8 protein-coding genes are annotated in these 15,293 nt (G+C 68.3%); 4 read left to right on the forward strand and 4 right to left on the reverse strand.

All coding sequences use genetic code 11. The annotated features are described in order from the left end of the window. The 3 genes from ACZ7P3_RS40325 to ACZ7P3_RS40335 form a co-directional block, all read right to left on the reverse strand. Nucleotides 1-593, reverse strand: a 593-nt coding sequence (locus tag ACZ7P3_RS40325; protein WP_472089556.1) for a condensation domain-containing protein, incomplete at its 3' end; no start/stop codon positions are given. Between the two features lie 258 nt (nt 594-851). Next, complete coding sequence (locus ACZ7P3_RS40330; protein ID WP_472089558.1) at nt 852-2,651, reverse strand: flavin-containing monooxygenase; 1,800 nt, start codon at nt 2,649-2,651, stop codon at nt 852-854. A 375-nt stretch (nt 2,652-3,026) separates the two neighbouring features. Beyond that, nucleotides 3,027-6,230 carry a non-ribosomal peptide synthetase gene (locus ACZ7P3_RS40335; protein ID WP_472089560.1) on the reverse strand — a complete coding sequence of 1,068 codons (3,204 nt, stop codon included), beginning with the start codon at nt 6,228-6,230 and terminating at the stop codon, nt 3,027-3,029. A 733-nt stretch (nt 6,231-6,963) separates the two neighbouring features. Here ACZ7P3_RS40335 and ACZ7P3_RS40340 point away from each other — a divergent pair. From ACZ7P3_RS40340 to ACZ7P3_RS40355, 4 genes are all read left to right on the forward strand, one after another. Continuing rightward, nucleotides 6,964-7,632 (forward strand): LmbU family transcriptional regulator, encoded by a 669-nt coding sequence (locus ACZ7P3_RS40340; protein WP_472089562.1) that lies wholly within the window; start codon nt 6,964-6,966, stop codon nt 7,630-7,632. 333 nt (nt 7,633-7,965) lie between these two features. Next, nucleotides 7,966-8,673 carry a thioesterase II family protein gene (locus ACZ7P3_RS40345; RefSeq protein ID WP_472089564.1) on the forward strand — a complete coding sequence of 236 codons (708 nt, stop codon included), beginning with the start codon at nt 7,966-7,968 and terminating at the stop codon, nt 8,671-8,673. Continuing rightward, complete coding sequence (locus ACZ7P3_RS40350) at nt 8,670-9,518, forward strand: mycofactocin-coupled SDR family oxidoreductase (protein WP_472089566.1); 849 nt, start codon at nt 8,670-8,672, stop codon at nt 9,516-9,518. Before ACZ7P3_RS40345 ends, ACZ7P3_RS40350 begins: the two co-directional genes overlap by 4 nt. 59 nt (nt 9,519-9,577) lie before the next feature. Beyond that, nucleotides 9,578-12,475, forward strand: coding sequence for a non-ribosomal peptide synthetase (locus tag ACZ7P3_RS40355; RefSeq protein ID WP_472089568.1), 2,898 nt, complete (start codon nt 9,578-9,580; stop codon nt 12,473-12,475). Between the two features lie 180 nt (nt 12,476-12,655). On the opposite strand, the gene ACZ7P3_RS40360 is transcribed toward ACZ7P3_RS40355, so the two are convergent. Next, nucleotides 12,656-15,229, reverse strand: coding sequence for a GmrSD restriction endonuclease domain-containing protein (locus ACZ7P3_RS40360; RefSeq protein WP_472089570.1), 2,574 nt, complete (start codon nt 15,227-15,229; stop codon nt 12,656-12,658). Nucleotides 15,230-15,293 lie beyond the last annotated feature (64 nt).

The following is a 15,293-nucleotide window of genomic DNA, read 5'->3' on the forward strand; positions in this document are numbered from 1 at the left end:
GTGTCGCGCCAGAAGGCGGACTGGCGGGTGACGGCGCTGGTGGGGTCGTTTTCGGAGCCGAGCAGGTCGCGCTGCCACAGGGTGTAGTCGGCGTATTGGACGGGGAGTTCGGTCCATGCCGGGGCCGTGTCGGCGGTTCGTGCCGCGTAGGCGGTGGCGAGGTCTTTGCCGAGGGGGCCGACGGACCAGCCGTCGCAGGCGATGTGGTGGACCAGCAGTACCAGGACGTGTTCGTCGGGTCCGGTGGAGAAGGCGTGGGCGCGCAGCGGGATTTCGGTGGCGAGGTCGAAGAGGTGTCCGGCGGCCTGGACGGCGAGGTCGGTCACCTGCTCGTCGTCGGTGTCCGTCCAGGCCAGGGGCAGCGTGACCGCGTCGGCGGGCACGATCTGCTGGACGGGTTCGCCGTCGATGACCGGGAAGACGGTCCGCAGGCTCTCGTGCCGGCCCACCACGTCGGCCAGTGCTGCCGCCAGCGCCTGCCGGTCCAGCGGTCCGGACAGACGCAGTACCAACGGCATGTTGTACGCCGCGCTCGGCCCCGCCAACTGACCGATGATCCACAACCGCTGCTGCGCAAACGACAACGGAATCATGCAGGCTACCTCGCTGTTTCCGACCGCTACCAGTCGCGATCCGCAGCCGATGGCTCAGGCGCCGAAATCACCGGCCGGGCGTCGGGCCGCAGCGGGATCGGGAGCCGTTATGTCGGCAGAATTAATTGGCAAAGGGAAAACGGACTTGTATCGACTTCGCGAGGCTAGCAGGCGGCACTCGCCAGGATGAATGAGTCCCGGGCACCACTCGACGGAGCCCGGGAGGACTGTCTCGCCGGCGAGACGGGCCAAGCGGCTTCACCTGTCCGAACGGTGGAATTCCAGGCCGTCGAACTCCCCGCTGCCCCGCCATTCCTGAAGGTGCCGGAAGAAGCCCAGGCCATCGGGGAACTCGTGTTCGTCCCAAAGGGAATGCGGACCGAGAACCATTCCCTCGTTGTTGGAGTAGCCGGGGGTGCATTCCGTGCCCAGGAACGTGCGCCACTCCGGATCGACTCCCACGTTGCTCATCCAGGCGTCCTCCGCCTGCCGGGTGAGTTCGACGACGTCGGCCCCCGTGGTGACCGCGTGCGCGATGGCGGCGGCGACGGTCTTGGCCGCCTCGGACAGGTTGTGCGAGAGGTTGGAGAACCGCGTCCCGCCCGTGAGCGACTGAACGAGGAACGCGTTCGGGAACCCGTGCACATGGAGTCCGTGCATCGTGCGCATGCCGTCGGTCCAGTGCTCCGACAGTCGCCTGCCGTCCCTGCCGACGGGGTCGAATCCGGCGCGCCGGGTGGGCGCGGTGCCGACCTCGAACCCCGACGCGTAGATGATGCAGTCCACCTCGTACTCGGTGCCGTCCACCACGACACCTCGCGGCGTGATCCGCTCGACCCCCTTGCCGTCCGTGTCGACGAGACGGACCGTCGGCTCGTTGTAGGCGTCCAGATACTCGTCGTGGAAGGTCATGCGCTTGCACGGAAGCCAGTACCAGGGCTTGAGGAGTTCCGCAGTCCGTGCGTCCTTGACGGTCTCCTCCACCCGGGCGTGGAGCCGGCCCATCTTCTCCATGTCCGCGTAGTACGCGCCGGCAAGCTCCTCGGACGTGTCCGAGTCCGGCCGCGCGCTCTCTTCGGCGTTGCGCCACATCCTGGCCATGGCGGTCCAGCCGTCATTGATCAGATCCTCGGCCGGCTGCTCGGCCGACGTCATGTTGGCCGCGTAGTTGTCCAGCCAGCGCTGCTGCCATCCAGGCGTGGCCATCTGCGCGAACCACTCCGGGTCGATCGGCCGGTTGTTGCGGACCTCGATGACGGAAGGCGTGCGCTGGAACACGAACAGTTCCCGGCATGCGGTGGCCAGGTGAGGGACGCACTGCACCGCGGTGGCGCCGGTGCCGATGATCGCCACCCGCTTGTCCCGCAGGTTGCCCAGCGGTCCGCCGGCCGGGTCGCCGGTGTAGGCGTAGTCCCATCGGCTCGCGTGGAAGGCGTGGCCCGCGAAGGTCTCGATGCCCGGGATGCCGGGGAGCTTCGGCACGGACAGGTGGCCGAGCCCCAGGCTCACGAACTGGGCGGTGAACTCGTCACCGCGATCGGTCCGCACGATCCACAGCCGGGCGGACTCGTCCCAGTCCAAGCCGGTGACCCGGGTGTGGAAGAGCGCGTTCTCGTACAACCCGTACTGCTTGCCGATGCGTTGGCAGTGCTCCAGGATCTCCGGGCCGCGCACGTACCACTCGGTGGGCACGTAGCCGGTCTCCTCCAGCAACGGCAGGTAGATCATGGACGCGATGTCGCACTGGGCGCCCGGGTACCTGTTCCAGTACCAGGTTCCGCCGAAGTCGCCGCCGGTGTCGACGATCCTGACATCGGAGACCCCCGCCTCCTTCAGGTGGGCGCCCGTCATCAGGCCGGCGAACCCCCCGCCGATGACCGCGACCGTGACCTGGTCGCGGTACGGCTCGCGCTCGATGCGATCGGTGAAGGGGTCCTCGTTCATATGCGCGAACCCGCCACTGAGGGTCAGGTATTGGTCGATGCCGTCCGGCCGCATTCTCTTGGCCCGCTCGGCGGCGTTTTTCGCGATATGGTCCGACGCCTTGTGCCTGGACATAAAAGTCTCTCCTCCGAATGCATTTCTCCGGCCGCCGGGCCAGCACCTGGAATGTGTCGTGGTCGGTACTCGACGAGGCCCGTGGGTCTGTCTCGCCAGCGAGACAGACCCACGGGCATTTCAAGATCGGTTCGAGGTGGGGGGCGGGCCGCGTGTCGGCGTGCTGAGCAGGACGGAGCTCCGGCAGGACGTGGGTTCTCACACCAAGTCGTCTGAACCGGAGCTCCGTTGCCGGTTGAGTCTGCCATCCCCGAGGCCGGGTTGCCCGCGATCGGGGACTGGGTGCCGTCGCCGGCGGCAGGGCCGCCCGTCGAGGTCACCTGCGGGGTGTTGTCGGGTCTGCCGGCCAGGCTGAGTACGAACGCGTCGCCACCGTCATGAGTTCGCTCTCCTGCCCAGCACGGGCCGGGGCGCGCTGACCTCGGCACCGAGCTGAGCGGCGAGCTCCCCGAGCGACCGCATTTCGAAGAACGCCCGCAGCAGCAGCTCACGGCCCATTACGGCGCGCACCCGACTGATGACGGTCATGGCGAGCAGCGAATCTCCGCCGAGATCGAAGAAGTTGTCGTCAACGCCCGTCTGCGGAACGCCGATCACCTCGGCCACGATCTGGCACAGCTGCCGTTCACGGGGGTCGGCGGACGCCGAGACGCTTCGGACGGTGTCCGGCACGGTGCTCGACGGCGCGCCGCCCGACAGTGTCTTGCGGTCCAGCTTCCCGTCGGGCGTGGTCGGAAGAGCGGCGAGAACCTGCACCCGGTCGGGCAGCAGTGCGGAGGGGAGCCTGCCGCGCAGGAACTCCCGGACGGTGGCGGGCGTCAGCGCGTCCCGGCCTTCGTCGCCGGGCACGACGTACGCCACCAGTTCGGCCATGCGGGTGCCGGCCTGGGTCGCCACGACCGCGGCGTGGGCGATGGCGGGGTGCCCGAGCAGCACGCCCTCCACGTCCGCCGGCTCCATGCGCAGGCCGCGGATCTTGACCTGGTCGTCGAGGCGCCCCCACAGCTCCAACTGCCCGTCGGGGCGCAGCCGGCCCTTGTCGCCGGTGCGGTACATGCGCTGTCCGGGGACCTGGCTGAAGGGGTCGGCCACGAATCGCTCGCTGGTGTGTGCCGGCTGTCCCGCATACCCCTGGGCCACGCCGAGTCCACCGATGCAGATCTCACCGACGAACATGGGCGGCAGCAACTGCAACCGGTCGTCGACGACGTAGATCCGGGACGTGCCGGCCGCGCGCCCGGCCACCGGCTTCGGGTGTTCGCGAATCTCCGCCCTGGCCGACTCGACGGTGCACTCGTTGAGGCCGTACGCGTGGAACGCGAGCAGCCCGGGTTGGTCACGCAGGCGCTGCCACAGCCGGTCCGACGGACTCTCGCCGCCGATCACCACGATCTTCGGCGGGTGCGGGAGCGTCAGGAGGCCGTCGTCGACCAGCATTTCCAGCCATCCACTCGCGCAGTCGAGTACATCGATCGCCGTTTCGGGATCCGATCCACGGGCCAGGAGCTGATACGGGTCCGTTCGCTCCTCTTCGTCGATCAGCAGCAGCCGGTGCCCGAAGGCGATCATGCCGAGGCACTGGGTGACGAACACGCCGGAGGTCAGGGAACTCAGCGCACCGACATTCACCTGACGGCCTTCGGGCAACCGTGCGTACACCGGGGCCAGTTGGCTGGTGGCGAGGGCGAGAAGGCTCGCCTGTTCGATGACCACACCCCTCGGTCGTCCTGTGGAACCCGGTGTGAAGACCACGTAGGCCGGAGCGGCGGCCGGGCGACGCGCGAAGCCGCCGTCGGCCGGATCGTCCCCGGAGGTCTTCTCCGCGTCCGCCCGGAGGGCGGCCGCCGAGACGGTCTCCACCTCGGCGAACGCCTCGTCCGCGATGACGAGAGCGATGCCCGCCTCCTTCAGGAGCAGGCGGCGGCGGAACTCGGGCTCTTGCGGATCCAGCAGCAGGAAGGCGCCGCCCGCGCACCAGGTGGCGAGCATCGCGACGATCAGATCGCTGCGCCTGTCCAGGCAGATCCCCACCACGGTGCCGGTCCGCACGCCGCGAGCCTCAAGGCCCGCGGCCATCGTCCGTGCCCGGCCGGCCAGTTCGGCGAAGGTGAGCCGCGCGCCGTCCGCGACGACTGCCTCCCGTTCGGGAACGGTGGCCGCGGTCAGTTCGAAAAGGTCCCACGCGGACGTGGGTTCCGAGGGAGTACGGCCGCCCTCCGGTTCACCGCTCGCGCCGAGCGCCAGCGTTTCCGTCAGTGCGGCCTGGTCGAGCAGCGGGATGCTGCCGAGGGCGACATCGGGTTGCCGGCTGAGTGAGACCAGCAGGTCGCCGTAGGCCTTGGCGAACCACTTCATGGCTGCGTCGGAGAACCGCTGGCGGTTGAATTCGACGTTGAGTGAGACTTCGCCTGCCAGCCGCTGTACGTCCAGCGACAGGTCGAACTGAAGCCCCGACAATTCCGCAGGTTCCGGCAGGAGCGTCACCTGGAGACCTTCGAGTGCCCATACGTCGCTCAGGTCGAGCATGCCATAGGTGATGGCAGCCTGGAACAGGGGGTTGCGGTCGGCGTCACGCTCGGGAGCCAGTGCGCCCACCACCACCTCGAACGGAACGTCCTGGTAGTCCAGTGCGTCGTGAACCGTTTCGCTCACGAGACCGAGAAGCTGATCGAAGGTCAGTGCCGGATCCACCTGGCAGCGCAGTGCCACCGTATTGGAGAAGAATCCGATCGTTCCGAAAAGTTCTGGGCCCGGTCGGCCGAGCGTCTGTGTTCCGACCGATATGTCGCTCGTTCCCGCCCAACGCTGCAGCAGAACGAAGTACACGGACAGCAGGCCGGTGAACGGGGTCATCGAGCGAGCCCGGCAGAACTCTTCGAAATCTGCCACCACATTCTGCGGGACGGTGATCGGCAACCTCGATCCGATCATTCTGCCCGGGCTGTCCTCGCCGTCCTCGGGCATCGACGCCGGCTGAATTCCTGCCAGCTGGCCACGCCAGTAGTCCAGGTCGGCCTCGTCCACCTTGGAGGCGTTCTCCGTCAGGCAGAAGTCGGCGTACTGTGCGGCCGGCACCGCGAGGGCGGGCGCGTGCGGGTCCGCGTAGGCGAGACGGAGTTCTTCGGCGAACACCTTCCCGGAAATTTCGTCCGTGATGATGTGGTGGAGCACGAAGACCACCAGGTGGAGGCTCGGCGATATCCGTATCACCGACGTTCGCCAGAGCGGGCCCGACGAAATGTCGAACGGGAGGTCGACGACCCTCCTGGCCTCGGCGTCTGCCCACGCTCGGCGCTCGTCCTGCGAGTCGCCCTCGGCCTCCACGAGGTCGATCAGGACCGGCTGCGTGGCGTCGCCGTCCTCGTCGTGCACCAATTGGAAGACTTCGCCGCCGCGCTCCAGGAATGTGGTTCGAAATGCCTCGTGCCTGCTGCGCAGCACCTGGAGGGCGCGCTCCAGCCTGTCTACCGAGAGATCTCCATCGACGGTAAGAACCGGCCTCCAGACGTCAGACGAGTTGTTCGGTCGCATCACCGAGGAGAAGTACATCCTGCGCTGCGGTGATGAGGCGGGAACCATACGCGAATGACGCTTGCCCGCGAGACTGTCACCCTCAAGATCCGGCATATCCAGCCCATGTGTGTGACGTATTCGGGGCACAGAAGCCCTCCCCTATCGATCGGCCGTTCCTTCGGGAACACCTTATTTTCAGGCTCGATCAACGCAATCGTTCGAGCGTGTGTCAGACGGTCTCACTCGCTCCGCATAAAAGCCCGTCGCCGCGAGAAGGACGTGGACCCAAACATGACGCCTCTCCGGGGTCATATCCAGCCCTGGCGGGGGTAGTTCGCTCCGCTCACGTGTCTCGCCGGCGAGACACCGCCAGGACGCGGGCGCACTCTCGCACCGATCGGCCGGGAACATGGCGAATTGTCCGATGGGCGGCACGGGGCGGCACAGAAATGGGTGACGCAAATGGGGGGAGCCGGCGGCAGAGAGATCTTGCTTAAAGAAAACCTCTTATTGGTGAACGGCTCCTCGACCCGCGTGAGCTCTCGCGCTCGTGTCGATCCTGGGCGAGTAGCGATATGCGAGTGCGGGCGGCAGTCGACCCGTCCCCGTGCCGTAGCGGGCGGTCCGCGTATCGCGCACAATTACGCCCTGGATGACGTCCAACTGTTACGGTTGGCCAATACCTGCGAAAGCATCAACCAACGGGGGAACGTTGCGCACTGCTATCCTAACAAAGAGGACAAACGAGACAACTGCGCGGAATGTTGCAACGGCAAGCACTGCGGGACAGCTGCTGAGTATGGGCGTGCAGTTCCACAAGTCCGGCTTGTCGTTCACATCCAGGCAGAGCCTCAATATGTGGGAGCAAGTCGGGACCGGACTGTTCTCTTTCGCTGACTCTTCTACCTGGTGGATCGCCGACTGGCTGGTTTATGGTGAATCCGAGTTCCAGGACCGTTACCACGAAGCCGTCAAGCGGACGTCGCTCAGCTACCAGACGCTTCGTAACTACACGTGGGTCGCGCGCAAGTTCCCGCTGACCCGCAGGCGGCAGAATCTGAGCTTCAGCCATCACCTTGAAGTGGTGGCGCTCGATCAGCCGGAACAGGACTACTGGCTGAGGAAAGCGGAAGCGATGGGCTGGAGCAGGAACAAGCTTCGCGGGGAGGTTCGTAGCAGCCTCCGCGCGCGGCAGGGTGAGGTGACCGAGTCCGAGAGTCGCGCTGAGCTGGACAAAGGCGGTCCTGCCGGGGCCAGTTCGGCTTCGGAGCGGGTCGAACCCGCCGCGACCGGATCCGGCTCGGGTCCGGACCGGCGCGATGCCGACCCCTCGCCCGAAGCGAGCCTGCTGCACATTGAACTCCCGGCCGAAATCCTTGCACAGATCCGGACCGCTGCCAGGAAGGAAGGCGCGCCGGTCGAGACCTGGGCGATGGAGATACTGCGGCGGGCTGCCGGCGGGTCCTGAGGCGAGGGTGCCGTCGCACGTCGGGAGACCTCGGTGCCTTTCCGACGTGCGGTGGCCGCCGGTACCGTCCTGAAAGCGAGCCACGGCGAATGTTGTCACTCGCCGTGGGCCAGGCCAGGTAAATGCCTTCGGCGTCCTCGAATGGATTCGCCGCAAAATATCCTGAAGAACGAACCTGGCGCCCGGTGCAGAGTGCGCTTGTCCCGCCGGCGGGACAAGGTTTTCACCGGCAACGCAAACCAGGATTCCTCATGTGTCTGGGCATGTTTGACCGGTGTCCATGACGATGAAGGCGCTGTTGGGCGAATGGCATTCCAAGTATGAGGATGATAAATGACCCTGTCATTGTTGTGCGTACCCTTCGCCGGGAGCGGCGCCGGCTTCTACAGGGCCTGGCCGAACGGCGGTGAGCAGGGTCTTCGGATCGTCCCGTTGCAGATGCCGGGCCGGGAGGAGCGTTTCCTCGAGGACCCGTACAAGGACGCCGCGGAGGCGGCCAAGGACCTTGCCGGGGCCGCGCTGCGCCTGGTCGGCGGGGCGGAACGAGTGGCGCTCTTCGGGCACAGCCTCGGCGCCGTGCTCGCCTACGAGACGGCTCGTGAACTCCAGGCGCAGGGCTTCACCGCGCTGGAGCACCTCTTCGTGAGCGGGTCCCCCGGTCCCCGGAGCGGTCGCACCGGACGGACCGCGGCACTCGACGACGACACCTTCGTGGAGCGGGTCGCGGAGCTCGCCGGGTACCGGCACGCGGCACTCGACGACCCCGACCTGCGGGAGGTGCTGCTTCCGTTGCTACGGGCGGACGTAGCCCTGCACGAGGACTACCAGCCCGTTGCGGACGAGCCGTTGACGCTGCCTGTCACCGCCCTGCGCGGCACGGACGACGCCCTGGTGAGCCGGGCGCAGTGCGCGAGCTGGGAGACGGCGACCACCGGGCCGTTCGAGCTGAAGGAACTCGCGGGCGGACACATGTATCTGACCGGCAGGGAAGAGGAACTGCTCGCCGTCATCGACGCCGCGGCGCGAGGCGCCCGCACATGACGCGCGACAGGAGAAGTGGCGCAGGCGCGGCCCTGGAAGGAAGGACCGCGGTGATCACCGGCGCGGGCCGTGGCCTGGGACGCGCCTGTGCGCTGCGGTTCGCGGAAGAGGGGGCCGACCTCGTTCTGCTCGACGTGGGCGAGGACATCGAGGGCGTCCCCTACCCCCTGTCGACGAGCGGTCAGCTCACGCACACCGCCAAGCTCTGCGAGGAGCGCGGCGCGGCGGTGCTGGCGGAGTCCGTCGACGTACGCGGCAGTGTCACGCCGGCCGTCGAGAAGGCGCTCGACCGCTTCGGCCGTGTCGATGTCCTCGTCAACAACGCGGGCATCGCCGCCCCTTCGGGAAAGGCCGTCCACGAGATCACCGAGGACGAGTGGCGTCTGATGATCGACGTCGACCTCTCCGGCGCGTGGCGCATGATCAAGGCCGTGGCGCCGACGATGATCGCTCAGCGGCGAGGCAGCGTCATCAACGTCTCGTCCACCGCCGGTCTGGTCGGCTACCGGCACTTCGCGGGGTATGTCGCCGCCAAGCACGGGCTGATAGGGCTGACCAAGGCCGCGGCCCTCGACTACGGGCCGTACCAGGTCCGGGTCAACGCCCTCTGCCCGGGCTCCGTCGCGGACGACCCGGCGGTCGACGGCCGGATGCTGTCCGAGATCGCTCGCTCCCTGGACGTGGCCGTGGAAGACCACGAGAGGGTCTTCGTCCAGGCGCAGCCGATGAACTCGCTCATCGCTCCCTCCGACATCGCCGGCGCCGCCCTCTGGCTCGCCGGTGACGATTCCCCCCAAGTGACCGGCAGCGTACTGACCGTCGACGGGGGCTTCACCGCGCGCTGACCCGCGTCGGCCGACCGTGTTCCCCGCACCCTTCTTGGCGCACCGACAGGAGTTCTCCCATGGCGACAGCCCACTGGTCCGTGCCGTTCCAGTGCCAGGAGCAGGCCGCCATGTGCCACAGCCTGACGGTCAGGTGCCCGCAGCCACCCAGCAGCAGTGAGCTTCGGGGACGGTTGGAACAGGTCGGCGAGCTCGCCGAGGGCGTGCTGTGGGAACGGCGCACCCGGGAGCGCTCGACGGCACCGGCGGCGCAGCGGTACGCGGAACAGGAAGCCCGCCGGCCGCTGCGCGCCACCTCCGGTCCGCGGCTGCGCATCACGCTCGTACGGCATACGGACCACGTCGCCGATCTGGTGCTGGTCGCCGCCCGTGACGCCCTGTCCCGGGCGGCACTGAGCGACTTGGCCGGGTTCCTCGCCGGCGGTTCCCTGCCCCGGACAGGCCGGCATGGCACCGCGCGTGAGACGAGCGGGGCGGGGGCCGCCCCGCTCGCGGGGCCGGAGTGGGGCCTCGGTGACCTCGCGCGCCGCGGTCTCGTCGGCGCGGCCCGTTTCTCCACGCCGGTCTGCGACAACCCGGTGGACCAGAAGCTGCTGACCGCCGCGACCGCCATCGTCCTGGCCCGGTACGACGTCGAGGAGACACCGCGGATCGCCCTGCTCGATCCCGACGCGGCAGGACCGGACGCGTGGTCCACGTATGTCCTCAAGTACGACGAGACCATGTCCGTCGCCGGTTTCCTCGCCGGTTGGCCCGAGACACCGGAGCCGGCCGGTGAACCGGCGACAGAACCCGGGGGTGGCCTCGCGATTCCTGTGGGCATGGTCTTCGGCGAGTGGGACGACGCGCGGCAGTACTACCCCTGCCTCGCGCCCGTCTTCCCCCTCACGCTCCAGGCCGAGCAGCGCCCGGACCGGTCCTGGAGCGGCACCTGCTGGTACGACGAGGGTGCGATCGATCCGCGGATCGCGCACGCCTTCGTCGAGCAAGTAGCGCATGTCGCACAGTGGTTGGCGGATCTGGACGAGTCCGGGCAAGAACTGCCGCTGTCGGCCGTCCCCCTGATGCCGGCCGAACGCGCCGCGGACATCGTGCGGCGGGGAGCGACTCCTCCGGTCGCCGCGACCCTCACGGCCGGATCGACCGTCCACGGGCGCTTCGAGGACCTGGTACGCCGCCAGCCGGACGCGGTCGGCGTCACGGACGGCACCCGCACTCTGACCTATCGCCAGCTCGATGAGCAGGCCGAACTCATGGCCGAGGGGCTGCGCTCCTCGGGGGCGGTGCCGGGGAGCATGGTCGGCGTGTGCCTGGAGCGCGACGCGACCCTCGTCGTCACCTTGCTCGCGATACTCAAGTCCGGCTGCGCCTACGTACCCATGGACGTCAAGTACCCGCACGAGCGCCTGCGTTACACGGTCGCCAGCGCCGGGGTGCGCGTCGTTGTCGCCGCAGCCGACGTGTTCCCGGTCGTCGAGGGCGTTCGGTCCGTGCCCCCCGAGGAGCTGCTCCGGCTCGGCGAGCGGAGCGTCTCCCGCGGCCGGACCACACCCTGCGACGAGAACGACCCCGCCTACATCATCTACACGTCCGGATCGACGGGGCGGCCCAAGGGCGTCGTCGTCCCGCACCGCAACGTGCTGGCCCTGGTCGAGGGCACGGCCGAGGACTTCGGGCTCGGCGCGGACGACGTCTGGACGATGTTCCACTCCAGCGCGTTCGACTTCTCCGTCTGGGAGATCTGGGGCTGTCTGCTGACCGGCGGGCAACTCGTGGTGGTGCCCTTCTGGATCACGCGGGACACGGGGGAGTTCCACGCACTTCTCGCCGAACGACGCGTCACCGTGCTCAACCAGACACCCTCCGCCTTCCTGCCTCTCGTCGCACAGGACCGGGAATCGCCCGCCGTGCTCGCGGTGCGCCTGGTGATCTTCGGCGGTGAGCCGCTGGACGCCCGTGAGCTGCTGCCCTGGTTCGCCCGCCACCCGCAGGCGGAGTGCCGTCTGGTCAACATGTTCGGGATCACCGAGACCACCGTGCACGTGACGGCCCAGACCGTGACGCCTCAGGCGGCGCTGCGGGGGAGCCGGTCGGTGGGCCCGGCGCTCCCCGGCTGGTCGGTGTCCGTACGTGGACCGCGAGGAGAGGTTCTGCCGGCGGGGGCGGCGGGCGAGATCTGGGTCGGCGGGGCTGGAGTCGCCCGTCACTACCAGGGGCAGCCGGAGCTCACGGCGCTACGTTTCGTCATCGACCCGGTGACCGGTGAGCGGATCTACCGCAGTGGCGACAAGGGCCGCATGAGGCCCGACGGGTCCCTGGAACACCTGGGCAGGATCGACAGCCAGGTGAAGATCCGCGGGTACCGGATCGAGCCGGACGAGATCCGCAACGTCCTGCTCGGAGCACCGTCGGTCTCCGGGGCGACCGTCGTCGTCCACCACGACGAGAGCGGCGATCGGGCAGCCGACCGGCTGGATGCCTACGTGGTGCTCAAGAGGGGCGCGACAGTGGCCATGGTCGCGGAGCATGCCCGGCAGCTTCTGCCCGACTACATGGTCCCGGCAACGGTCACGGAACTCGATGCCATCCCTTTGACGATCAACGGGAAGGTCGATGTCGCACAGCTCCCCGCACCGACTGCCGCTCGGCCGGCCGTGGCGGAGTCCCCGGATCCCGTCGAGACCGGGTCCGCCGACCGGCTGGAGCGCGACGTGCTGGACGTCTGGAGCCGGCACCTGGGTACGCAGGTGGGCCCTGAGGACAACTTCTTCGCGCTGGGCGGCAACTCGCTCCTGGTCGTCCGCGTACTGGCCGAGGTCAAGGAGCTCGGTGTACCGAAGATCGCCGTGCGGGAGTTCTACCAGAACTCCTTCGCACGGCAGTTCATCCAGCTGGTCAGGGGACGGACCACTCCGGCTTCCGACGCCCCGGCCGCCACTGGTGGCGCGCGGAGCTGACCTCGTCGCAGGGACGGGACCGGTACTCGCTCGGCGATGCGGCTCAGCCGGATGTCGAGGCCGGGAGCGCAGCGCGAGATGTCGCCCGCCGTGCGGGACGGCGAGCCGTCATCGCGGTCCCAGTGCGGAGTGGGTTGTCAGAGCCACCTGTTCCTTGAGTCACGGCCGATCGCCGACGGCTCAGGCTGCGTCCCGGGTGTCCCAGCAGTCACGGAACCACGCGAGTGTCTCGGCCAGTTGTTCGCGGTTGTGGGTTTCCTTCAGCAGGGAGAGGCGGAAGCTGGGACGCAACTCCAGTTTTCCATCGGGGATGTCCACGCCCTTCATCTCATTGAGGCGCCGGAGGAGTTCGGCGCGCAGCCCGCGGTCGGTGAACGGCTCGCGTGCGGCGAGATGCTGGAAACCCACCTCCGCCACGCCGCCCCGTCCGCCGCCCGGATAGAGCGTCAGCGGCCAGATGCCGCGGCCTGGTGTCCCGGCCTTTCCGAGCATGAGAAACGCGCTGGTGGTGACCTTCCCGGCGCCGTGGCCGATCCATCCGCCGAGTTCCTGCCAGCGGGCGAGAAGGGCTTGGACCGCCTCGACGGTCTCGGGAGAGTCGTCTGCCGCGAGCTGACGGAAGAATCGGTCGGCGCGCGTCTCCCCGCTCTGGCCCTGCGCGGCGCGTTGTGCGGTGCTCTCGTCGTCCGCCTGGGTGTCGTCGACTTCGGTGAGCAGAAGGGCGAGATCGTCGGCAGTGACGCGCTGGGCCGGATCGGCCGCACCGTTGACCGTGAAGCGGATGCCGTCCGCGCTCAACCGGGCGCGGACGTCGCCTTCGTCGCCCGGAGACGTCCAGCGGAACCCGTCCGAGATCTTGCCCTCGGATGTGAGTACGCGGTAGGCGTTGGCCACGCCCTGGGTGTCGGCCAGGTGGTTGCCCACCGCCTGGGCGCCCGAACCGAGGAATGCGGCGAGTTCGCCGTAGGACGTCCAGGTGCCATGGGGGAGGGCTGCGAGCGCCTGGTGGGCCAGCTGCCAGTCCCGGGTACGCTCTGCCCGGCCGATCCCGGGCAGAGGGGCCGGCCACAGCGCGATCGCGCGCTCGGCGAGGTCGTCGGCACGAGCCAGGATCTCATGGGCGCCCCACCGTTCGGTGGCGGCGATGCGCCGGTTCATCTCCAGGTGACTGCTCTTCAGCAGGTCCTGCTTGCGCTCGAACGGGTGATTGGACAGTTCCGAGTTGACTGCCGTGAGTGTCAGGTTTCCGAGCGTGTGGCGCAGTCGCAGGTGCAGATCCTCGGCGGTCTCCGCGGTGGCCGCGTCCTCGTGCAGCATCCGCATCCACTCGTCCCCCGCGGACTGGGGCAGGACGTGCTCGATCGTGAGCTGCGCGGTGGCGAAGTCCACCGGCTCGGGGTGCCCGTAGCTTTCCTCCAGCCGCTGGAGCACCATCCTGCGCTGGTGCCACCGCCCGTACTGGTAGAAGGGCGCGGAGCGGATCTTTCCGCGCAACTCGGCGTCGTCCGGCCAGAAGCGGTTGTCGGCGGAGAGCAGCTGATGCAGACCGTCGGCCACGGGTACGTCCAGCGGCAGCTGTCCGGGCACGGCCTGGAAGACCCGGTTGAGGTTGTTCGTCGGTACCCGGCAGATCATCCGGCGGACCAGGAAGCTCTCGATGTACGACATCGCCCGGGCGGTCTCCGACGAATCGACCTTTCCGCGCTCACGCCGGTCCAGCAGCAGCATCAGGGCGGGGTAGGTGACCTGGGCCTGCCAGGAGTCCAAGCGGTGCAGACTTGCGCGTACGGCGGGGTCCGGCTCTTCCTCGGGGTGGAGCAGCCGACGGAACAGCGCGCCGCGGTGGTGCAGTTCCCGGATGTACGCCTCGATCTCGGCTTCTTCGATCTCGCGCCGCTCGAATTGCTGCTGCTGGGACGCGTACAGGTCCTGGCGGCGCACCCGGTCGTTCCCGCCCAGCACCAACTGGAGCCACATGAGCTGTTCGAGTTCGTCGTTGCCCAGGCTGTTCTGCAGCGGCAGCCAGTAGGTCTCGTAGACGTGCTCGCCGCGGGTGGGCAGCCGCATGAACAGGTAGTTGCGCAGCAGGTCCGCCTGGCTGAGCTTCAGGCCGGTGTTGTTGAGGGACTCGAAGATGCGGTGGACGTTGTCGCCGCGTTCGGCGGTCACCGCCACCAGCGTCAGCCTGGATGTGATGGCCTGCTCGATGCGGGACACGTCCTGCGGGGCGGCTGGATCCTCCGCTTCGACGAGTTTGCGACGGAAGAAGCTGTAGGCTGTGCCGATGTTTCCGCCGCCGGTCTGTGTTTCGAGCGGACCATGGATGTGCGCGGCGAACTGTGGCCGGTCGGCCTGTGTCGGCAGCAGCCGGAAATGGTCGGTGCCGGTCTTGCGCTTGTTGATCAGGTAATCCTCGTCGATGCGCTCGGCCTCGTCCGGCTGGGCGCTCGCGATGTGGTCGCGGATCGCGGCCAGAGCGAGTGACAGCGTCGTCAGCCGCTGCTGGCCGTCGACGACGAGCCATCGGGGGAACGTCGCCTCGTTCTGCGGGGACGGCGCGAGGACGACGGAGCCCAGGAAGTGGGTGCTCGCTCTGTCCCCGGACTCCAGCAGCTCGGCCTGCTCCAGGATGTCGGCCCACAGCTGTCCCAGCTGCCGCTCGGTCCAGGAATACGTCCGTTGATAGAGCGGCACCTGGAACTGCTGGGCCCTGCCCTGCACGAGATCGGCGAACAGGGTCTCCTTCGCCTGCATGATGTCCCCCCGGCGAAAATGTGGTTACGACGTGCGGGAACGACCCTATGGCCTCCGCCGGGGG

The organism is Streptomyces sp. NPDC107581 (assembly GCF_055657175.1).

What these genes read in the sequence shown, in the direction of transcription:
- ACZ7P3_RS40335 (WP_472089560.1), bottom strand. Translation starts at nt 6,230, where the DNA reads ATGGTTCCCGCCTCATCACCGCAGCGCAGGATGTACTTCTCCTCGGTG.
- ACZ7P3_RS40340 (WP_472089562.1), top strand. Translation starts at nt 6,964, where the DNA reads ATGGGCGTGCAGTTCCACAAGTCCGGCTTGTCGTTCACATCCAGGCAG.
- ACZ7P3_RS40355 (WP_472089568.1), top strand. Translation starts at nt 9,578, where the DNA reads ATGGCGACAGCCCACTGGTCCGTGCCGTTCCAGTGCCAGGAGCAGGCC.
- ACZ7P3_RS40345 (WP_472089564.1), top strand. Translation starts at nt 7,966, where the DNA reads ATGACCCTGTCATTGTTGTGCGTACCCTTCGCCGGGAGCGGCGCCGGC.
- ACZ7P3_RS40360 (WP_472089570.1), bottom strand. Translation starts at nt 15,229, where the DNA reads ATGCAGGCGAAGGAGACCCTGTTCGCCGATCTCGTGCAGGGCAGGGCC.
- ACZ7P3_RS40330 (WP_472089558.1), bottom strand. Translation starts at nt 2,651, where the DNA reads ATGTCCAGGCACAAGGCGTCGGACCATATCGCGAAAAACGCCGCCGAG.
- ACZ7P3_RS40350 (WP_472089566.1), top strand. Translation starts at nt 8,670, where the DNA reads ATGACGCGCGACAGGAGAAGTGGCGCAGGCGCGGCCCTGGAAGGAAGG.